The sequence below is a fragment of the Sutterella sp. AM11-39 genome (assembly GCF_003472385.1).
Lineage (GTDB): Bacteria > Pseudomonadota > Gammaproteobacteria > Burkholderiales > Burkholderiaceae_F > Duodenibacillus > Duodenibacillus intestinigallinarum.
The window spans coordinates 1-20,332 of sequence record NZ_QRLV01000019.1; the positions used below are offsets into that span (position 1 = coordinate 1).

Here is a 20,332-nt window from a genome sequence, read left to right on the forward strand (position 1 = left end):
ATTAAAGCGAACCCCCGTTGGAGTCTCTCCTTCGGGGGTTTCGTCATTTCTGCGCAAAAAAATCTCCAGACAAAAAAGAAGGAGGCAGTGAAGCCTCCTCCTGTTTCGCAGTTTTTCCGCTCCTTTTGATTACTCGTTAAGCGTGCTGCCGGCTTTTTCTTTGAGGGTGTAGAGCAGGGCAAGGGCGTCTCTTGGCGTCAGATCGTCGACGTCAAGCATCGAAACCTCTTCCGCAAAAAGACGAGCGGCCTTGGCTGATGCGCTTTCTTCCGCAGGCAACGGGTCCGGTGCGTCAACGGCAAACAAATCCAATTGAGAATCGGAAACCGCCGAACGCGCTTCAATTTCAGCCATCATGGCACGGGCGCGTCGTGTGACCGAGGCAGGCATGCCGGCGAGTTCAGCCACGGCAATACCGTAGGAGCGGTTGGCAGGGCCTTCGCGTACGTCGTGCATGAAGACGATGCCGCGATTGGTTTCTCGAGCGCTTACGTGAACGTTGGCGACTTCGGGAATTTCAGTCGCAAGCTGCGTGAGCTCAAAGTAGTGCGTTGCAAAGAGCGTGTAACTCTTCGTGGTGACGGCAAGTTCCCTGGCAATGGCGCCCGCGAGACTCAAGCCGTCGAAAGTCGAGGTGCCGCGTCCGATTTCGTCCATCAGTACCAATGAATTGGGTGTGGCCTGATGAAGAATGGCCGCGGCTTCGGTCATTTCCACCATGAACGTGGAACGGCCGCGGGCGAGATCGTCGGAAGCGCCAATACGCGTGAGAATACGATCGATCGGCCCGATACGTGCGGCTTTGGCGGGAACGAAGCTTCCGGCGCATGCCAGAAGAGCAATCAGGGCAACCGAACGCATATAGGTTGACTTGCCGCCCATGTTGGGACCGGTGATCACCAACAGGCGCCTCGAGGGCGTCAGTGCACAGTCGTTGGGAACATAGTGTTCAAGCGCATGCTCTACAACCGGGTGACGCGCCCCCTGCAGATCAATGCCGGGAACGGCACTCATCGAGGGTTTGACCCAGTCGGCGGTCTCTGCGTGTTTGGCAAAGGAAAGCAGAGTGTCGGCGGCAGCCACGGCTGCGGCAGCATCCAAAAGCGGTTTTACAAAGATCTGAATGCGATCGAGAAGCGCGTCCCAGAGTTCTTTTTCTCGTGCAAGCGACCGTTCCTTGGCCGACAGTGCCTTGTCTTCAAAAGCCTTGAGTTCCGGGGTGATGAAACGCTCGACGTTTTTGAGCGTTTGGCGACGACGATAGTCGGCCGGTACGCGCTCGGCCGCCGCTCGCGGCACTTCAATGTAGTAGCCAGAAACGCGGTTGTATTCGACGCGAAGCGACGAGAGTCCCGTGCGTTCCTTTTCCTTTGCTTCAAGGTTGACTAGAAATTCGCCCGCGTTGTCACGCATGGCGCGCAGATTGTCGAGCTCTTCGTCGGCGCCCGCGGCAATCACGTCGCCTTCGCGCAGAAGCGAAGCGGGCTCCTCTGCGATCCAACGGTGAAGCTCTTCACTTAACGTCGCATCCATCACGGCGGTGTCGGCAAGTGACTTCAAAAGCGAACTGCGGCACTGCTGACCGAGTGATGCGAAGTTGGAAAGTTTCTCAAGACTGTCGCGAAGCGCGGCAAGCTCTCGAGGACGAATGCTTCTGAGAGCAATGCGGCCCGCGTTGCGTTCAATGTCGGGAAGGCCGTTGACACAGGCATCAAGCTCTGAGCGAAGCGTCGTGTCTTTAAGAAGTTCATCGACGGCTTCATGGCGGCTACGAACGACAGTAAAGTCGCGCAGCGGATGATGCAACCAGTGCAGCAGCGTACGAGAACCCATAGTCGTGCGGCAATGATCTACCACACGCATGAGCGTATCGCCTTCGTCGCCCCGAATCGTTTCGCTGATTTCAAGGTTGCGGCGCGCTACGGCGTCAAGTGCTACGTAGGCACTGTTTTCTTCCAGTACCGGAGCTCGAAGGAAGGGCAGGGCATCGCACTGTGTCTGTTCTACGTAACCCAGGATGGCATTGACGCCGGCAAGAATCTCCGGCTCGTTTTCCAGTCCTCGTGCGGCGAGCGCTTCCAGTCCAAATTTTTCTTTGATGAGTGCAGCGCCGCGCTGGCTGTCAAAGTGCCAGTCGGGAAGCGACGTTACAGGGATGCCGTCGAAGACCTCTTGGCGCGACTCTTTGACGGTTTCGGAAAGAAGAATTTCGCCCGGAGTTAAACGGGCGAGTTCGCCGGGGAGATCTCGCAGAGCGCATTTGGCGGCACGAAAGTCGCCGTTGGAAAGCGTGAGCCACACCAAGGCCCCCTGCGCATTGCGTCCTCTGCCGGGCACCCAGGCCGCAAGCGGCGAATCCTGCTTGTCGTTTAAGAGTGCGCCGTCGGTGAGCGTACCCGGGGTGACGATTCGCACGATCTTGCGCTCGATGCTGCGTCCCGGAGCGGCCTCTGTCATCTGTTCGCAGACGGCCACCGATACGCCCGCTTTTACGAGACGCGCGAGATACTGCTCTAGCGTTGCTGCGGGAACACCCGCCATCGGGATTTCGTTGCCCTTGGAGTCTTTGCCTCGGCGTGTGAGCGTGAGGCCCAGAATGCGGTTGGCTCGGATGGCGTCGTCGAAAAAGGTTTCGTAAAAGTCGCCGAGTCGATAAAGAAGCAATACACCGGGATGCTTATCCTTGAGCATCAGGTATTGGCGCATGATGGGCGTGTGGCCGGCGTACGGGTCGCACGCCGCCTCACCGCCCTCTTGCAGCGGCTTATTCGTATCAGCCATAGCGATAAAAAGCCGGAGAGTCTTACTTGGCGCTGCTGGCGTCGGTCACTTTCATCAAGAGCGGCGCAAAGATCTTGGGCGTGCCCACGCAAATGCCGCCGGTCTCGAGATAGTTTTCACCGGCCGAAAGGTCGGTCACCAGGCCGCCAGCTTCCAGAACGATGAGTGAGCCGGCAGCCAAATCCCAACTCTTGAGGTTGGCTTCCCAGTAGCCGTCCAGACGACCGCAAGCCACGTAGCAGAGGTCAAGCGCAGCTGAGCCGGCGCGGCGCAGCCCCGCACAGGAGCGGGCGACACGCTCGAGCTTGGGCAGGAACGTTTCGTAGTCGTCGTTGCGGCGGAAGGGAAAACCGGTGCCGATCAGTGCCTTGCTCATGTCCGTACGGCCGGAAACGCGAATGCGGGCGTTGTTCAAGAATGCGCCGCGGCTGCGTTCCGCACTGAAGAGTTCGTCTTTGACCGGGTCATAGACGGCGGCGGCCATCACGCGTCCCTTGAGGGCGTAAGCAATGCTCACGGCGTAGTGCGGGAAGCCGTGCAGGAAGTTGGTCGTGCCGTCGAGCGGATCCACGTACCAGACGCCGTCCGCCCCGGGATTGACGATCGTGCCGGATTCTTCGGCAACGATGCTGTCCTTGGGGAAGTACTGACGAATGATTGACGTGATGCGTTCTTGTGCGCCGGTGTCCACGCGGCTCACGAAGTCGAACGGAGCCTTTTCGCGGGCTTCAATGGCCGAGAGGTCGAGGCTTTCGCGGTTGATGAAGTTGCCGGCTTTGCGGCAGGCCTGGATTGCGACTTCAAGTTGGGCTGAGGGCATGAGGATAACGACTCGAAAGAGAAAAATAACGACAAAAGGGGAGCTGAAGCGAATCATCAACTCCCTGACTTGGATGGATGCCCGTCCGGTGGAGGAAGGGACTGAAATTTGAGTGCGCGTATTTTATCAAATCAGGCTCGCGGCGATGAGAACGGACATTGGCGAGAATCGGACAAAACCTTGAACTAATCTGCATCCGACGGCTATAAACCGTATGATTCCTATTCCGATCAAAATGCAGGCAACAGGATCATGGACGCAACGCTCAATCAAACGCTTCCTCCGCACAGCAGTCGGATTTCATTTGTACTGGTACGACCGAGCCACCCTGGCAACATCGGTGCGGCTGCCCGAGCCATCAAGACGATGGGCTTTACCGATTTGCGCGTGGTTGCGCCGGTGGACCCCGAATACCGCACGCATCCCGACGCCGTGGCGTTTTCAACGAGTTCCGTTGACGTGCTCACCGACTCCCGCGACTACCCGACGCTCGAAGAGGCTCTGAGCGACGTGGCCCTGCCGTTTGCGATGACAGGCTACAGCCGCCGTTTCGGTCCGGCTTTGGAAACGATGCGCGAGAGTGCCGATCGCGCAAGCCTTTGGGCCGAGGAAAACAAGGGCCCCGGCATTGCGTTTGTGTTCGGTTGCGAGCGCTCGGGGCTCACCAACGAAGAAGTGGGCCTTTGTCGCTTCGCCACGGCCATTCCGGCCAATCCCTTAAGCCAGAGCCTCAATCTTGCTCAGGCGGTGCAGATTGCAGCCTACGAGATGCACATGGCGCTTTTGCAAAGGGCGCACGCCGCCGGACTCTACGGCTGGCAGCAGCGTTTCGAACAGGATCCGGCCGCAAGCGCCGCCGCCGTCGAAGGACTGATGCGGCACTGGGAGGAGGCGATGACGGCCTGCGGCGCACATAAACCCGAGGAGCCCAAGAATCTCATGGCGATGAGCCGCAGTATTTTCTCCCGTGCGCTTCTTACGCAATCCGAAGTGGATCTGCTCCGAGGCATTTGTGCGGCGATCATTTGTCCGCGGCACTTGAGAGCCGGCCGCAAAAGGCTCTGGCGGCCGAAATGAGCGAAAGTTCGGAGAAAAGCTCGACTTGAGCTTCAGGCCACGGGCGAGCCTGCGGTACAATCAAAAAACGAGGTGCAGGATAGGCTCGCGAAAGTCGCCCTTTGCCCGAAACCAACACCGACAGAAAAAAGGATACGAAGCAAATGTTTGAGCGCATTAAGGAAGACATGCGGACCATTCTTGAGCGAGACCCGGCGGCGCTCGGTCCGATGCAGGTGATTTTCAGCTATCCCGGCCTGCATGCGCTGGCTTTTCACCGCGCTGCTCACTGGTGTTGGATTCAGGGCTGGTACGGCTTTGCACGGTGGCTGAGCCACGTCGGACGTTTCTGCACCGGCATTGAAATTCACCCGGCCGCCCGTATCGGCCGCCGCGTCTTCATCGATCACGGCATGGGCGTGGTGATCGGTGAAACCGCCGTGGTGGGCGACGACTGCACGATCTACCATGGCGTAACTCTGGGCGGCGTCAGTCTCGGCCGTGGGCAAAAGCGCCATCCGACGCTCGGCAAGGGGGTTGTAGTGGGCGCCGGCGCCAAGATTCTCGGCGGCTTTACCGTGGGCGACAACGCACGCATCGGCAGCAACGCCGTTGTGGTGCGCGAAGTGCCTGAGAACGTGACGGTGGTGGGGGTCCCCGCGCGTTCCACCAAGGAAACCAAAAAACAGCGCGAACAGCTCCATTCTCAGTTTATGGCCTACGGTGTGGTGCCGGGCGAAGACGATCCTTACGTCGTCAAGATTCGTCAGCTCGAGCGACAGCTCCAGCAGCAGGCCCAGATGATTGCGCAGTTGCAAAAGCTTGCCGGTATTGACGGCGACGAGAAGGACGAAGAGAAAGGCACTGAAACCAAGTAGGCGTCGTGACGGTACAAAATTTCATCAAAAGGCGGCTCGGCGCTCTTTCGCGCGGGCCGCTTTTTCGCTACAATGCGCAGTTCGGCGGGTCCCCTCGCATAAGAGCTCTGCTAACCTGGTCAGGTCGGGAACGAAGCAGCCACGGCGGAATACTCTTAGTGCCGAGGATAAGGCTCGCCGAATTTGTTTCTGCGCTTCCTCCTTATAATTGACCGACCGATTCGCCGCGAACAGCGTCCCGGGACCTGCGGCGACTCTCCAATATTTTGTTCGGTTGGATTTTCCCTCATGAGCTATCAGGTTCTCGCCCGAAAGTGGCGCCCCCATGACTTCGAAAGCATGGTCGGGCAGGAACATGTCGTTGCCGCCTTAAAGCACGCCCTCGACGAAAATCGTCTTCATCACGCCTATCTCTTTACGGGAACGCGCGGCGTTGGCAAGACCACGCTCTCGCGCATTTTGGCCAAATGCCTCAACTGCGTCGGCGAAGACGGCAAGGGCGGCGTGACGTCGCACCCCTGCGGCAAGTGTGAAGCGTGCCGCGCCATCGACGAAGGGCGATTCGTCGACTACATCGAAATCGACGCTGCGAGCAACCGCTCGGTCGAGGAAATGACGCAGCTTCTGGAGCGCGCCATGTACGCGCCTTCCAACGCCCGCTACAAGGTCTACATGATCGACGAAGTGCATATGCTCACGACGCATGCCTTCAACGCGATGTTAAAGACCCTGGAAGAGCCGCCCGAATATGTCAAGTTCATCCTCGCGACGACCGATCCTCAGAAGGTTCCCGTGACGGTGCTTTCCCGCTGCCTGCAGTTCAATTTGAAAAACATGTCGCCAGCGGCCGTTTCCGGTCATATGCAGCACGTCATGCAGCAGGAAGGCATTCCGGCCGAACCCGCAGCGCTTGATCTGCTTGCGCGCGCCGCCCGAGGCTCCATGCGCGACGGCTTGTCGCTGCTCGATCAGGCCATCGCCTTCTGCGCGGGCGACGTGACGCTTGAAAAAGTGCGCGCCATGCTGGGCGTGATGGACTCCGACGTGCTGTGCGACCTTACCGAAATGGTGCTAGAAGGTCGAGCCAAGGAGGCCCTCGAAACGGCGCGTCAAATCGGTCTCGACGGAGTGAGTTACGGTCAGGCCGTGCGCGATTGGGCAAGCCTCATGCACCGCATTGCCATTTTGCAGCGCGTGCCTGATGCGCTTACCGACAGCGACTCGGCTCTGGCACGTATTCGTACGCTTGCAAGCAGCATGACGCCTGAGGAAGTGCAGCTTGATTATCAGATTCTGTTGCAGGCTCGCGCCGACATGGCTCAGGCCCCGGACGAATACGCGGGTTTTACGATGGCCATTTTGCGCATGCTTGCCTTTAAACCCGCCGGTTTTGCCCCCGGCGGCAAGGTGCCCGAAAAAAAGCCGGAACCGGCTCGCCGGACGACCAAGGCGAACGACGCCGCCGGCGCTATGCCGCCCGAAATTCCGCACGACGACGTACCTCCCGAGATAGCGGCCGAAGCGGCGCCGCCCTGGGCGGATTTGCCGCCGCAGGAGCCCGGCCGGGGAGAGCATTGAGCCGGTTAGAAGACCGCACACCGGCAGGGGACCGGCGATTCTTCCACCCATAGAAGTTCATCCCGACGAACTGCTTTCTAACTGGCGAAAACTTGTGTGTGCCTCGGGGCTCACGGCGCTGCCGCGTGAAGTGGCCGCCGGCAGCGTCGTGCTTGAGCTGACCGATGATCATGTGCTTCTGCGCGCAAGAAGCCGCATGTTGCTCACGCCCGACGTGGTGCATCTGATCGAAGCGGCCATGAAGCGACTCAAAGGCGAGCACTTCCAGGTGAAATTTGACGAGCAGGAGCATGATGGAAAATCCCATGCGACGCTCTCGCTTTGGGAGGAATCCGAGCGACGGGCCGCGCGTCTGGCAATGATCGAAGCATTTAAGAGCGACCCGTTTGTGCAAGAATGCTTGCGCGTGCTTGACGGCGAACTCGATGAAACGTCGGTACGAAAAGCCGATAACTGATTTTTTTCAAACGACTCAATAGGTGAAAACAAAATGAGAGGCAATTTTTCCGGCCTGCTCGCGCAGGCTCAGAAAATGCAGAAAAACGTTGAACGCGCTCAGGCCGAGCTCGCCAACATTGAAGTGACGGGCGAAGCCGGCGCCGGCATGGTGAAGATCACCGTGACCTGCAAGCACGAGGCCAAGCGCGTCGAAATCGATCCGAGTCTGCTTTCGGGCTCCGAAGACGATAAGGAAATGCTCGAAGACCTGATCGCCGCGGCCATCAACGACGCCGCGCACAAGGCCGAAGCCGCCGCTCAGCAGAAGATGCGCGAAGCCACGGCCGGCATGCCGTTGCCTCCGGGCATGAAGCTGCCGTTCTAAGGCTTGATGCATCGTCTCTGAATGCGAAGTCCCTTCCGGGTTTGCAGCCGGTCGGGACTTTTTCGCACTTTTGCCGTGCGTCTGACGCAGCCGCAACGCTTCGCAACACATGTGCGTTTGTCTCCTAAGCGTCAGCAAACAAATTTTCCATACAATTCCAAGCTCTTGATTCTTGAGGATTCTTTTTTGCCATGGGCAGTTGGTTTGATGTCTTAATGCTTTTTGCGCTGATTGTTTTCAACGGCGTCTTTTCGATGAGCGAAATTGCGCTTGTCACCAGTCGCAAGGCGCGACTGCAGGTTATGGCCGAAGACGGCAACAAGGGAGCGCAGCGCGCCGCGCTGCTGCAAGCCGATCCCACCTGGGCGCTTTCGACCATTCAGGTGGGCATCACCTCCATCGGCATTCTCTCGGGTATCGTGGGCGAATCGGCTTTGGCCGGTCCCGCAGCCGAGGTGCTTGTGGGCTGGGGCGTGTCGCCCGAAACAGCCAAGGTGCTCGGCGTCACGCTCGTCGTGGTGTTTGTGACGTATTTCTCGATCGTTCTCGGAGAACTCGTTCCCAAACGTTTGGGACAGAGCCGACCCGAGGCGCTTGCGAGCGTTGTCGCCCGTCCGCTTCACTTGCTGAGCCTTATCATGAGCCCCTTCGTGAAGCTGCTTTCGGTTTCCACGAAGTTCGTCTTGAAGGTTCTGCGTCTTGACAAGGGTGAAGAAGCCGGCGTCACGCAGGAAGAAATCCACGCGATGATCGAAGAGGGCAGCGCTTCGGGCGCCATTGAAGAAAGCGAACGCGACATGGTGCGCAACGTGTTTCGACTCGACGACCGTCAGGTGGGGTCGGTGATGACGCCGCGAAGCGACATCGAATGGATCGATCTTCAGGACAGCACCGAAGAAAACGTCAAGAAACTGCTCACGAGCAAGCGCTCCCGTCTGGTGGTGGCCTCGGGGTCTCTCTCCGACGTCAAGGGAATCTGCTCGACGCGAAGCCTCCTGCAGCAGATCGTCGACAAAAAGGAAATTGACTTTACCCAGAATTTGCTTCCTGCCGTTTACGTTCCCGAATCGTTGAGCGGTATGGAGCTTTTGGAACACTTCAAGAGCACGATCGTGCCGCTGTCGCTTGTCGTCGATGAGTTCGGCGAAGTCGTGGGGCTCGTGACCCCGCGCGATGTGCTGGAAGCCATTGCCGGAGAATTTCAGGCCGAAACCGAAGACGAGCGCATGGCGATCGAACGCCCCGACGGCTCGTGGTTCCTCGACGGCATCATTGCGATTCCGGAACTCAAGGACACGCTCGGAATCAAGGAAGTGCCCGAAGAGGATCTGGGGCGCTACAACACGCTTGCCGGCATGATGATGCTGTTGCTGCAGCGGCTGCCTAAGACGGGCGATCGCGTGAGCTGGGAAAACTGGGATTTCGAAGTGGCCGATATGGACGGTCGTCGAATCGACAAGGTACTGGCCACTCCCCAAGTCGTCACCGCCGAGCCCGAAGGCAAGGCCTAAACGAGTGAATTTGCACCCATGGACATTCTTATTCTCATCCAAAGTCTCATTCTCGGCATCGTCGAAGGCCTGACGGAATTTTTGCCGGTGAGTTCGACCGGACACCTGATTTTGGCGGGCGACATCATCAATTTCTCTCCCGTATGGGCCGATACGTTCTACATCGCCATTCAGGCCGGCGCCATCGTCGCCGTCTGCTGGCATTACCGGATGCGCTTGATCGCGATTTTGCTCAATCTCTTCAAGTCCGGAAAAGAGCAGCGTCTTGCGATCAACATCATCGTGGGCTTTCTGCCTGCTGCCGTTCTGGGCGCCACGCTTTCGAGCTTTGTGAAGTCGCATTTCTTCAATGTCTTTACGGTGGCGCTCGCGCTCGTGATCGGCGGCCTGATCATTCTGTGGATCGAGGACTACCACGAACGCAAGAACATCACGCCGCGCGTGCCGACAATTGACGATATGACGGCCAAGGACGCCTTTGCCGTGGGCTGCATGCAGTGCTTTGCGCTCATCCCCGGCACGTCGCGCTCGGGCTCGACCATCATCGGCGGCCTGGTTCTGGGCTTGTCCCGCAAGGCAGCCACCGAGTTCTCATTCTTTCTGGCGATTCCTACCATTTTCGGTGCCACGGTCTGGGATCTGTGGCAGTCGCGGGACGCCCTGGCCTTTGACAGTCTTCCGGCCATTGCCGTGGGTTTCGTGGTGAGCTTTGTTTCTGCGATCGTCGTGGTGCGCTGGCTTCTGCGCTATGTCTCCACGAATGACTTCCGAGTTTTCGGTTGGTACCGCATTGTTTTTGGTATCGTGATTCTGGTGGCGGGTTATTTCGGCGTCGGAATCGCACTCTGATCCTAAACCAACATGGCCGGCCTTGGTTGTCCGAAGCCGGCTTATTTCTACTTATCGGTTTTGGACCAGCGCTTTTGAGAGCTCCAACAGCCAAGCGTCCGTGCCGCACGCCGAGACCAAGGACACGCCAAGCGGAGCACCGTCGATTTCAGCCAGCGGCAGCGTGATCCAAGGTACGCCGGCAAGTTCGCCCAGGTAGAACGAGGCGCTCATCTTGCTGCGAAAGACGTTCATGTTGTCCGGCAAGCTTGCAAATGGCTTCTTCCCGACTGAGCCCATACAATGGCGGAATGAACAGCAAGAGCGCAGAGGAAAAGCATGGCCGGACGTCCGCAGAGATTTGAGCTTCGTTTGACGACACAAGAACGAGTGCGATTGGAAAAACTCATTGCTTCGTCAGAGACAGCCTCTCGTCTGCGGCAGCGTGCCCGCGTGATTTTGTTGCGTGCCGACGGCAAAACATATGCCGACATTGAAAAGGAGCTCGCAATTTCCACGCCGACGATCGCCAAAATCCTCAAGAAGTGCTTTGTCTATGGTGTTGACAAAGCCCTGGGCGATTTAGATCGAACCGGACGCAACGACGTGATTGACGCCGGCGCCAAGGCCTGGCTTGTGTCTCTGGCCTGCCAGTTTCCTGAGGATGTCCCCGAAGGTCCCGAACAGGACCGCTGGACCATCTCGGCGCTCACCGATTACGTGCAGCGGCATTGTGCGGCGGCAGGCTACGCGTCGCTTGAAAACGTCCGTAGCTCCACGGTCTGGAACATTCTGAACGACCCGACGGCCAAACCTCGGCATCTCGACTACTGTCTGGAGTGTCGGGACGAGTCGCCTTTGGAGGACAAAAAGCAGATTTTGCTTCTCTACAAGCGTATGGAACTGGTGCCGAAATTTGAGCGCGACGCATTGGGTACGGGCTTTTGTGCCGTCGAGCCCGAAGGTGCGGCCTATTCGGCCGTGATGCAGGCCGTGACGCTTGCTTCCGTTCCCGATCCGCAACCGCCGGGACCGCGTCAGGCAGGCGATGAGCGCTTTTCCGTACTTACCGGAACCGATATGCAGTCCGGCAGCGTCTTTAGCCTCGTGCGCGAGGACTACACGGGCGACGCGTTTGTGGAATTTCTCAAGCAGGCCGATAGGCGCTACCCGCAGCGCTATGACATCGTGCTTGTGCTCGAAAAGTGCTGGATCTATCGCACCAAGGAAGTGCTTGAATATCTGGCAGGCTGCCGCAAAGGACGCTTTCACTTTGTGTGCGAGCACAAAAACGCCTTCTGGCTCAATCTGGTCGAATGTTTCTTAACGAAGCTCACGCGGCATGCCTTTGCCGAAATGCGCGCGCCCGACAAAAAGACATTGATCCGTCAGGTCGCCCGCTGGCTTGTGGAGCTAAATCATGAGCCCGTGGCATTTCGTTGGCCGGGAAGTTCGCAGGAAATCGCCCGCGTGCTTTGCATCGACGTCTGAATTTCTTAACTCAGGTTTCTCCATTACTTAACTTTCGTCGGGATTTCTTAACGTTATTCCGAAAAGTCGCAGTGGATTGAAAAAACAGCGGCTTTTAGACTGCCCTGGACTTTTGAAGGGGACGGATGCGTCCTCTCACGAGTCGTACAAACGAGCAGTCGTCCCAAGAGGCGACTGACCAAGACCGAAAGAGAAAGTTTTTACCCCGGCGGTCTTTGTGCCGCGCAGATTTTCTTTCGGTACGACCCACGAAAGAAACAGGAGAAACCGTAATGAACGCCCTCCAAATTCCCATTCCGCGCAGAAGTTTCCTGCACGGTTTGACCGCTCTTGCCGCAGCCGGCTTCATGCCGACGGCTCTCGCGAAGGCCGTGGCCGATGCGATCGACGACTTCGGCAACTACACCTGGGCCGCCTGCGTCATCAACTGCGGCAACCGCTGCCCGCTGCGCGTATATACGAAGGCCGGCAAGGTCATTCGCATTGAAACCGACAATACCATCAAGGACAGCTGCCATCCGCGTCAGATCCGCGCCTGCCTGAAGGGCCGCTCGATGCGTCAGCGCTTGTACTCGCCCGATCGTCTGCGCTATCCGATGAAGCGTGTGGGCGAACGCGGTGAGGCCAAGTTCGAGCGCATCTCTTGGGACGAAGCCTACAAGACGATTGCCAAGCGCTGGAAGGAAATCAAGGAAAAGTACGGCAACGAATCCATCTACTGGAACTACTGCAGCGGCCAGCAGTCGCTCGTCAATTCGCGCCGTGCCTGGCAGCGCCTGATGAACCTCATGGGCGGCTATCTGCGCTACTACGGTTCCTATTCTTCGGCTCAGATTTCAGCCGCGTTCCCCTTCACCTACGGTAAGAAGGCCGCCTCCGGCATTCAGGAAATCGCCAACGCCAAGCTCTACGTCGCCTTTGGCAACAATCCTTCCGTCACCCGCGGTTCGGGCGGCTCCAAGGGTTATCAGTTCCGCTGCGCGCTCGAAAAGGGCCATCCCAAGACCATCGTGATCGATCCGATCTACACGGATACGGTGGCAGGCAAGATCGATCAGTGGATCCCGATCCGCCCAGGTACCGACGCCGCGCTCGTCGAAGCCATCGCCTACGAACTCATCCGCAACAACTGGGTCGACGAAGCCTTCCTGGAAAAGTACTGCATCGGCTACAACGAAAAGACGCTGCCCAAGTCCGCTCCGCCCAAGTCTGACTACAAGTCCTACATCATGGGTGCGGCCGACGGTGTGGCAAAGACGCCGGAACGCGCTTCCCGCATTACGGGCATTCCCGTTGAAACCATCGTGAATCTTGCCAAGGAAATCGGCACCACCAAGCCTGTCTTCATCGCTCAGGGCCTCGGTCCGCAGCGTCAGGCCAACGGCGAACAGACGGCCCGCGCGATTGCCATGCTGCCGATTCTGACCGGCCAGATCGGTCTGCCCGGCACCTCCACCGGTATGGAAGAAGACGGCACAAATTGGGAACCGACCTATCTGCCCGTGGGCACCAATCCCATCAAGGCTCAGATTCCGGTGTTCCTCTGGACCGACGCCATTCTGCGAGGCGAACAGATGGACTGGATCCACGACGGCGTCAAGGGTCTCGAAGAGGGCAAGAAGCTCGGTCACAGCATCAAGATGATCGTCAATTCCGGCGGCAACACGCTCATCAACCAGCACGGCGACTGCAACTGGACGGATAAGGTGCTGCGCGACGACAGCAAGTGCGAATTCATCGTGGTGTGCGACAACATGATGACACCTTCTGCCCGCTACGCCGACATCCTGCTGCCCGATACGCTGGGTCCCGAAACGGACGACATTTGCGGCAACGGCGACTCGATGGGTGATCTTGCCTGCATCTATCCGATGCACAAGGCGGTCGATCCCGCTTTCGATCAGCGCCCGAGCTGGGAAATCTGCCGAGGCATCGCCAAGGAACTCGGTCTGGAAGAACAGTACACGGAAGGCCGTGATCAGAAGGGCTGGATCAAGTGGTGCTACGAACAGACACGCAAGGACAATCCCGAACTGCCCGAATTCGACAAGTTCTGGAAGGCCGGCCCCACTCAGCTCTTCAATGTGAAGTGGCAGCCGATCATGTTCAGGGAATTCCGCGAAGACCCGGTGAAGAACCCGCTCAAGACGCCGTCCGGAAAGATCGAAATCTATTCCGAGGCTCTGGCCAATCTTTCCAAGACCTGGGTGCTTCCCAAGGGCGACGTCATTTCGGCTCTGCCCAAGTTCGTGCAGACCTTCGACATGCCGGGCGACAAGGCCGCCAAGAAGTATCCGCTGCAGTGCTTCGGATACCACGGTCACGGCCGCACGCACTCGACGTTCCACAATTTGCCGTGGTTGCGCGAAGTGCATCCGGATCAGGTGCTCATCAACGAACTTGACGCCAAGGCCCGCAACATTGCCGACGGCGACAAGGTGCATGTCTTTAACGACCGCGGCTGCATCGAAGTGCCCGCTCATGTCACCAAGCGCATCATGCCCGGCGTGTGCGCCGTGCCGCAGGGCGCCTGGTACAAGCCCGTCAAGAAGGACGGCAAGACGATTGACGTGGGGGCGTGCATCAATACGCTCACGGGCCATCGTCCGAGTCCGCTTGCCAAGGGCAATCCGCAGCATTCCAACCTTGTGGAAATCCGCAAGGCCTAATCCGGGAGCACAGACATGACACAACTTGGATTTTTCATTGATCTCACCAAGTGCACCGGCTGCCAGACCTGCACGGTCGCCTGCAAGGATGCACACAATTTGGAAGTCGGCCGTAATTTCCGCAAGGTTCTTGAAGCCGAGTCCGGCTCCTGGAAGCAGGACAAGGCAACGGGCGCCTGGCATCAGGATGTTTGCGCCTACTACGTTTCGATCTCGTGCAACCACTGCGCCGATCCGGTCTGCGTGAAGGTTTGCCCCACCAAGGCACATTTCAAGCGCAAGGAAGACGGTCTGGTGGTGATTGACACCAAAAAGTGCATCGGCTGCGGCGCGTGCGCCATGGCTTGCCCGTACCATGCACCGGTTCTCAATCCGGTCACCAAGAAGATGAGCAAGTGCGACGGGTGCCTCAACCGCCTGCAAGCCGGTCTTCAGCCCATCTGCGTGGAATCCTGTCCGCAGCGCGCCATCGAGTTCGGTCCGATCGAAGAACTGCGCCGCAAGCACGGCAAGCTCGCTCAGATCGCTCCGCTGCCCGATCCTGCGCAGACGAAACCCTCGCTCGTGATTCGTCCGCCCAAGGGTATGTGATTTTGGCGGCATAAGCCGATCAGAAAACCGCGCTTGACTTCAGCGGGTCAGGTGCGGCTTTTTCATGCGGCAAGGCAAACAAAAACGGCGACTTTCTAGATTGGAAAGCCGCCGTTGTCGCTAGAACGTCAAGCGAACGTTATTTCGAAGCCTTGGCCTGCGCTTCGCGTTCGGCAAAGATTTTCTCCCAGCGCTGCACCTGCAGGCGAACCTGCGCCGGAGCCGTGCCGCCGATGTGGTTGCGGGCTGCCACGGAACCTTCGAGCGTAAGCACGTCGTAGACGTCTTCGGTGATGACGTCGGAAAATTCTCGCAGCTCTTCGAGCGAAAGATCGGCGATGTCGCAGCCGCGGTCACTTGCCAGACGCACCACGCGGCCGACGATGTCGTGAGCCGTGCGGAAGGGAACGCCGCGGCGGGCGAGGTAGTCGGCAAGGTCGGTAGCCGTCGGGTAACCAGCCAGAAGCGCCTTGCGCATTTCTTCGCGGTTGGGTTCGACGCCCGCCATCATTTCGATGAACGCGCGCAGCGTGTCCTTCACCGTGTCGATGGCGTCGAACACCGGTTCCTTGTCTTCCTGAAGGTCCTTGTTGTATGCCAGAGGCAGACCTTTCATGAGCATTGCCATGCTCACCAGGTCGCCCACGACGCGCGAGCACTTGCCGCGGGCCGTTTCCGGAACGTCGGGGTTCTTCTTCTGGGGCATGATGGAGCTGCCGGTCGTAAAGCGGTCGGGCAGCTTGATGAAGCTGAAGCGCTGGCTCATCCAGATGACGAGTTCTTCGGACAGGCGCGAGATGTGAATCATCACGAGGCTGGCGGCAGCCGTGAACTCGATGCCGAAGTCGCGGTCGCTCACGGCGTCGAGCGAGTTCTGGCAAACCGCTTCAAAGCCCAGAAGCTTGGCGGTCATTTCGCGGTCGATCGGGTAGGTGGTGCCGGCAAGAGCCGCGGCGCCGAGCGGGCAACGGTTGACTCGGCTGCGCAGCTGCGTCATGCGTTCGCGGTCGCGCTCGAACATTTCGACGTAGGCGAGCAGGTGGTGCCCGAAGCTTACGGGTTGGGCGACCTGCATGTGCGTAAAGCCCGGCATGAGCGTGTCGGATTCTTTGGCGGCGTTGTGCACGAGCACTTCCTGCAGGTGGCCGAGCATGGCGATGATCTGATCAATCTCGGTGCGCAGGTACAGACGAATGTCGGTGGCAACCTGGTCGTTGCGGCTGCGGCCGGTGTGCAGACGCTTGCCCGCGTCGCCGATGAGCTGCGTCAGGCGCGCTTCGATGTTGAGGTGAACGTCCTCGAGTTCAAGCTGCCAGAGGAACTTACCCGTCTTGATCTCGTCGGAAATCTGAGCCATGCCGCGTCGGATGTCGGCCAAATCCTGTTCGGAAATCACGCCGCAGGCCGCAAGCATCTGAGCGTGCGCAAGCGATCCGGCGATATCGGCGGCCGCCATGCGCTTGTCAAAGCTCACAGACTGGGTGTATCGGAGCACGAACTCGGCAACGGGTTCGGAAAAGCGGCCCGACCAGGCTTCCTTCTTGGCATGCAAAGGATCGGCTGAGTGATTGTGCGCGTCTGTCATGGCTGAAAAAATAAATTCGTATAGTGTAGGTTGTGCCGAACCGTCAGAGCGGTTGTACTGCTCCGTCAAAAGAAAGAGCGTCCCGAGGATGCCTGAAAACAGGTTCGGATTTTTGAAAAACGCCAATAATATCAAAAGTCTCTCGCTTTTTTAGCGGCCTCAGGCAATAAATTTTGTCCAGGTCGGTTGTCTCGGAGCTTCTCTTAAGCCAGCGCGAAGAGTTGCTTTGTTAGAATCCGCGCCGAACAATGGATTGGCGGATGTTGGCGTCAATGCACGTACTGCATCCGATCTCAGCTTGAAAGAAAGACTATGACCGAACTGAAACGCTGCGTGATCGCTACGCGCGAAAGCCCTCTGGCTATGTGGCAGGCTCTGCACGTGCAGGCTTTGCTGCGCAATCGTTACCCGGAACTGGACGTCGAAATTCTCGGCATGACCACCAAGGGCGATCAGATTCTCGATAAGACGCTCTCCAAAATCGGCGGCAAGGGATTGTTCGTCAAGGAACTGGAAGCGGCGATGCTGGAAGGGACCGCAGATTTGGCGGTGCACTCGCTCAAGGACGTGCCCATGGTGTTGCCTGAAGGCTTTACGCTGGCTGCCGTGAGCTCGCGAGAAGATCCGCGCGACGCGTTTGTGAGTCCCAAGTACGAGCGTCTGGAAGATATGCCCGCAGGCGCCCGCGTCGGTACCGCGAGCTTGCGCCGTGAACTGATGCTGCGCTCCGAATTCCCGCATCTGACGGTTCTGCCGATCCGAGGCAACGTCGGCACGCGCCTATCCAAGCTCGACAAAGGAGAATTCGATGCGCTGGTGATGGCCGGTGCCGGTCTCAAGCGCTTGAAGCTCGAAGACCGAATCCGCGAGCTTTTGCCCGTCGAAACCAGCCTGCCCGCTCCGGGCCAGGGGGCTTTGGGCATCGAAGTGCGCGCCGATCGCAAGGATTTGCTGGAGTTGCTTGCTTTCATCAACGACGAGGACATTCGTTGCGCGACCGGTGCCGAACGCGCCGTGAGCCGCGCCCTGGGCGGTTCCTGCCAGGTGCCGCTTGCCGCACACGGCATCGTTGAAAACGGTGAACTGTGGTTGCGCGCGCACGTGGGCGATCACCGCGACGGCCGCAAGATCAGCGCGGAAGCCCGCGGCAAGGCTGCTGACTTTGAAGCCGTGGCCGAACAGGTTGTTGCCGATCTTAAGGCTCAGGGCGCCGAAGCGCTTCTGGCCGAAGTGCTTGCCGAGACGAGCAAATAAGTCCGACGCTGCAAGGACTTAGCAAAGGAGCGGTTTCTCTTTGCAGGAGCCGCTTTTTTTTGTATTTCGAAATCAAAACCTGTGAACTTTTGTAAAGAGGCGGGTAAAATGCGACCTCAATTAAGAATCTGATTTGGCTTTACAAAAGAAAAGCTCATGGGACTCTCTCATCAACCGGTTATTCTGATGCGCCCCGGCGCCGCCAACGATCGTCTGGCGGCCAAACTCAAAGCCGACGGCATTGAAGCCTGGTGCTGGCCGGCCTTTACGATTACGCTTCCTGAAGATCAGGAGCTCGTTGCGCAGCGACTGGCGCATCTCGACGATGTGGACATGGTGGTGCTGGCGTCGCCGGCTGCCGTGGCTGCCGTGGCGCATTGGGTGCAGGAGTGGCCCGAACACATTACGCTGGCCACCGTCGGAGAAGGCACGGCGCGCGTGATTCGTGCCGCCTGGGGTGACGACGTTCCCGTGATCTTTCCCAAGGGAGACGCCGAACAGTCAGGCAGCGAAGCGCTCTTTGATCTTTTGAAGCACACTCAAATTCCGCGCCGCGTGCTGATTGCGCGCGGTCAGACCGGTCGCGAGTGGTTGGCCGAACAGCTCACACAGCTTGGCGCCGATGTGGAAAAGTTAGCCGCCTACGTGCGCGTTCCCATTGAACTTACCACGCAGCAGATCGAGGATCTGCAAAAGGCCATTCACGGTCCGTCTCCCATCATCTACATCACGAGTTCGGATTCGGTGGCGACACTGCTGCACGCCATCCGTCCCGTGCCGGGCGCCCGCGAATGGTTCCTGCACGGCGCGGCCGTGACGATTCATCCGCGTTGCGCCGAACGCTTGCGCGAAGCCGGTTTCGTGCATGTGGAAATCACCGGCACGCTCGACGAGCGAGTGCGCGAACACATCGTTTCCAATTTGCTGCGTCTGACGTAGCCAGAGGAGACTGGGCGAGGCTAAGATTCCGACAACTGCTTGCCAAATCAAGCGGTTGCAACTAAAATCTCGCCCCTTGAAGTCGGCCCGTTCAAGTCAACGGGCTGTTTTTTGCAATTCCAAATAGAGAAGTTGAGAAATGGGTCTTGCCCGAGTGACCGCCGGCCGCGATCTGCCGCGCGACTTTAATGTGATTGTTGAAATTCCGGCCAATTCCGCTCCGATCAAGTACGAAGTGGACAAAGAGTCGGGTGCCCTGTTTGTCGATCGTTTCGTCGGTACGGCGATGCACTATCCCTGCAATTACGGCTATATTCCGCAGACGATTGCAGACGACGGCGACCCGGTTGACGTGTGCGTTCTGACGCCCTTCCCGCTGATGACCGGTACCGTGTGCCGCTGCCGCGCCGTGGCCGTGCTCGTGATGGAAGACGAAGGCGGCATCGACTGGAAGATTCTTGCCGTGCCCGTGAGCAAGGTCTGTCTGCGTTACGCCAAGTGGAAGAGCGCCGACGACGTTCCTGCCGACGTGCTCGATCAGATCCGTCACTTCTTCGAACACTACAAGGACCTCGAACCCGGCAAGTGGGTGAAGGTCAAGGGCTGGAAGAGCCCTGAAGAAGCCGAAAAGCTGATCATGGAAGGCGTCCACGGCTACGAATCGATGGAAGTCAAGCCCAAGACGGCCTAATTCCGTTTGCGGTTTTCTCCGAAATGAGTCCCTCGCTTTGAAAAAAAGCGGGGGCTTTTCGTATCCGGCGGCCGTGGCGGCGTTATAGTTTTCGCGCCTCTCAACCCACAACCATGAAACAACTGCCGTCAACTACCCCGCTCTAAAGAGCGAGGCTTGATCAAGGCCTTGGTTGACTAGCCTCAGGCCACCCAAAAGGCGGACTACGTTGGTTGGGAATGCATAGGCACCGCGGGATGTCAATCCTAGTCCCGCGCTCTGCGGTTCGCGGTTAAAAGCTCTGAGAGGTAGGAGCGGTGCCGCGAACAGGTAAACCTCTTCCAACATTGGCGAAGGATTTCAACCGGTCGAAAGACCGAGGAACCAAATCTTGAGAGTATTTGTTGTAAACAAACGAGGACAGCCCCTGATGCCGTGCTCACCGGCAAAAGCAAGGCTGCTTCTCAAAGAGAAGAAAGCAATCGTCAAAAGGCGCACGCCTTTTACGATTCAACTTACGATCGCAACGGGCGAAGCAAAGCAGCCTGTAGCGCTTGGCGTGGATTCTGGCTACAAGCACATTGGTCTTTCGGCCACAACCGAAAAGGCCGAACTCTATGCTTCGGAAGTCGAACTGCGTCAAGACATCACGGATCTTTTGTCTGCCCGTCTTGCTTTGCGCCGCTCTCGCCGCAGCCGCAAGACGCGCTACCGTGCGCCTCGTTTCGACAACCGTGTAGCAAGCAAGCGCAAAGGCTGGCTTGCACCTTCGGTGGAAAACCGCATTGCGGCGCACATGTCGCGTGTAGAAGCGGTCATGCGGGTCTTGCCGGTGACTGCCATAACCGTCGAAACAGC

At 58.4% G+C, this 20,332-nt stretch carries 18 protein-coding genes and 1 other RNA gene; 15 read left to right on the forward strand and 4 right to left on the reverse strand.

Annotation, left to right across the window (positions count from 1 at the left end):
• Positions 1–129: 129 nt before the first annotated feature.
• Positions 130–2,781: a DNA mismatch repair protein MutS gene (mutS, locus tag DW133_RS09690; protein ID WP_118276458.1), complete on the reverse strand. Its 2,652-nt coding sequence runs from the start codon at positions 2,779–2,781 to the stop codon at positions 130–132.
• Positions 2,782–2,803: 22 nt separating this feature from the next.
• Positions 2,804–3,601: an inositol monophosphatase family protein gene (locus DW133_RS09695; RefSeq protein WP_118276459.1), complete on the reverse strand. Its 798-nt coding sequence runs from the start codon at positions 3,599–3,601 to the stop codon at positions 2,804–2,806.
• A gap of 252 nt (positions 3,602–3,853) precedes the next feature.
• Between DW133_RS09695 and DW133_RS09700 the strand changes: the two genes are divergently transcribed.
• The 8 genes from DW133_RS09700 (at position 3,854) to DW133_RS09735 (ending at position 10,296) form a co-directional block, all read left to right on the forward strand.
• Positions 3,854–4,678 carry an RNA methyltransferase gene (locus tag DW133_RS09700; protein WP_118276460.1) on the forward strand — a complete coding sequence of 275 codons (825 nt, stop codon included), beginning with the start codon at positions 3,854–3,856 and terminating at the stop codon, positions 4,676–4,678.
• A gap of 143 nt (positions 4,679–4,821) precedes the next feature.
• Complete coding sequence (gene cysE / locus DW133_RS09705; RefSeq protein ID WP_118276474.1) at positions 4,822–5,535, forward strand: serine O-acetyltransferase; 714 nt, start codon at positions 4,822–4,824, stop codon at positions 5,533–5,535.
• Positions 5,536–5,618: 83 nt separating this feature from the next.
• Positions 5,619–5,717, forward strand: an RNA gene (gene ffs / locus DW133_RS09710) — signal recognition particle sRNA small type.
• Between the two features lie 106 nt (positions 5,718–5,823).
• Positions 5,824–7,113, forward strand: coding sequence for a DNA polymerase III subunit gamma/tau (gene dnaX / locus DW133_RS09715; RefSeq protein WP_118276461.1), 1,290 nt, complete (start codon positions 5,824–5,826; stop codon positions 7,111–7,113).
• A 94-nt stretch (positions 7,114–7,207) separates the two neighbouring features.
• On the forward strand, positions 7,208–7,570 hold the full coding sequence (locus DW133_RS09720) for a hypothetical protein (RefSeq protein WP_158571190.1): 363 nt from the start codon (positions 7,208–7,210) through the stop codon (positions 7,568–7,570).
• Between the two features lie 33 nt (positions 7,571–7,603).
• Complete coding sequence (locus DW133_RS09725; protein ID WP_118276463.1) at positions 7,604–7,936, forward strand: YbaB/EbfC family nucleoid-associated protein; 333 nt, start codon at positions 7,604–7,606, stop codon at positions 7,934–7,936.
• A 191-nt stretch (positions 7,937–8,127) separates the two neighbouring features.
• On the forward strand, positions 8,128–9,447 hold the full coding sequence (locus tag DW133_RS09730) for a hemolysin family protein (protein WP_118276464.1): 1,320 nt from the start codon (positions 8,128–8,130) through the stop codon (positions 9,445–9,447).
• Between the two features lie 18 nt (positions 9,448–9,465).
• Positions 9,466–10,296, forward strand: coding sequence for an undecaprenyl-diphosphate phosphatase (locus DW133_RS09735; protein WP_118276465.1), 831 nt, complete (start codon positions 9,466–9,468; stop codon positions 10,294–10,296).
• A gap of 51 nt (positions 10,297–10,347) precedes the next feature.
• On the opposite strand, the gene DW133_RS09740 is transcribed toward DW133_RS09735, so the two are convergent.
• Positions 10,348–10,530 carry a hypothetical protein gene (locus tag DW133_RS09740; protein WP_147408928.1) on the reverse strand — a complete coding sequence of 61 codons (183 nt, stop codon included), beginning with the start codon at positions 10,528–10,530 and terminating at the stop codon, positions 10,348–10,350.
• Between the two features lie 141 nt (positions 10,531–10,671).
• On the opposite strand from DW133_RS09740, the gene DW133_RS09745 reads away from it, so the two are divergent.
• The 3 genes from DW133_RS09745 to DW133_RS09755 all read left to right on the forward strand — a co-directional run bounded on the left by DW133_RS09745 (position 10,672) and on the right by DW133_RS09755 (position 15,026).
• The gene (locus DW133_RS09745; RefSeq protein ID WP_158571191.1) at positions 10,672–11,766 is read left to right on the forward strand and encodes a transposase; all 1,095 of its coding nucleotides are present in this window, start codon (positions 10,672–10,674) and stop codon (positions 11,764–11,766) included.
• A 272-nt stretch (positions 11,767–12,038) separates the two neighbouring features.
• Positions 12,039–14,435, forward strand: a complete 2,397-nt coding sequence (locus DW133_RS09750; protein ID WP_118276468.1) for a DMSO/selenate family reductase complex A subunit — start codon at positions 12,039–12,041, stop codon at positions 14,433–14,435.
• A gap of 15 nt (positions 14,436–14,450) precedes the next feature.
• Positions 14,451–15,026 (forward strand): DMSO/selenate family reductase complex B subunit, encoded by a 576-nt coding sequence (locus DW133_RS09755; protein WP_118276469.1) that lies wholly within the window; start codon positions 14,451–14,453, stop codon positions 15,024–15,026.
• Between the two features lie 139 nt (positions 15,027–15,165).
• On the opposite strand, the gene argH is transcribed toward DW133_RS09755, so the two are convergent.
• The gene (argH, locus tag DW133_RS09760) at positions 15,166–16,611 is read right to left on the reverse strand and encodes an argininosuccinate lyase (protein ID WP_118276475.1); all 1,446 of its coding nucleotides are present in this window, start codon (positions 16,609–16,611) and stop codon (positions 15,166–15,168) included.
• A 312-nt stretch (positions 16,612–16,923) separates the two neighbouring features.
• On the opposite strand from argH, the gene hemC reads away from it, so the two are divergent.
• The 4 genes from hemC to DW133_RS09785 form a co-directional block, all read left to right on the forward strand.
• On the forward strand, positions 16,924–17,865 hold the full coding sequence (gene hemC / locus DW133_RS09765) for a hydroxymethylbilane synthase (protein WP_118276470.1): 942 nt from the start codon (positions 16,924–16,926) through the stop codon (positions 17,863–17,865).
• Between the two features lie 156 nt (positions 17,866–18,021).
• Positions 18,022–18,804 carry a uroporphyrinogen-III synthase gene (locus DW133_RS09770; protein WP_118276471.1) on the forward strand — a complete coding sequence of 261 codons (783 nt, stop codon included), beginning with the start codon at positions 18,022–18,024 and terminating at the stop codon, positions 18,802–18,804.
• Positions 18,805–18,943: 139 nt separating this feature from the next.
• Entirely contained in the window at positions 18,944–19,495 is a 552-nt protein-coding gene (gene ppa / locus DW133_RS09775; RefSeq protein ID WP_118276472.1) for an inorganic diphosphatase, read from the forward strand.
• Between the two features lie 409 nt (positions 19,496–19,904).
• Positions 19,905–20,332: RRXRR domain-containing protein (locus DW133_RS09785; protein ID WP_199588879.1), on the forward strand; the 428-nt coding region annotated here is incomplete at its 3' end.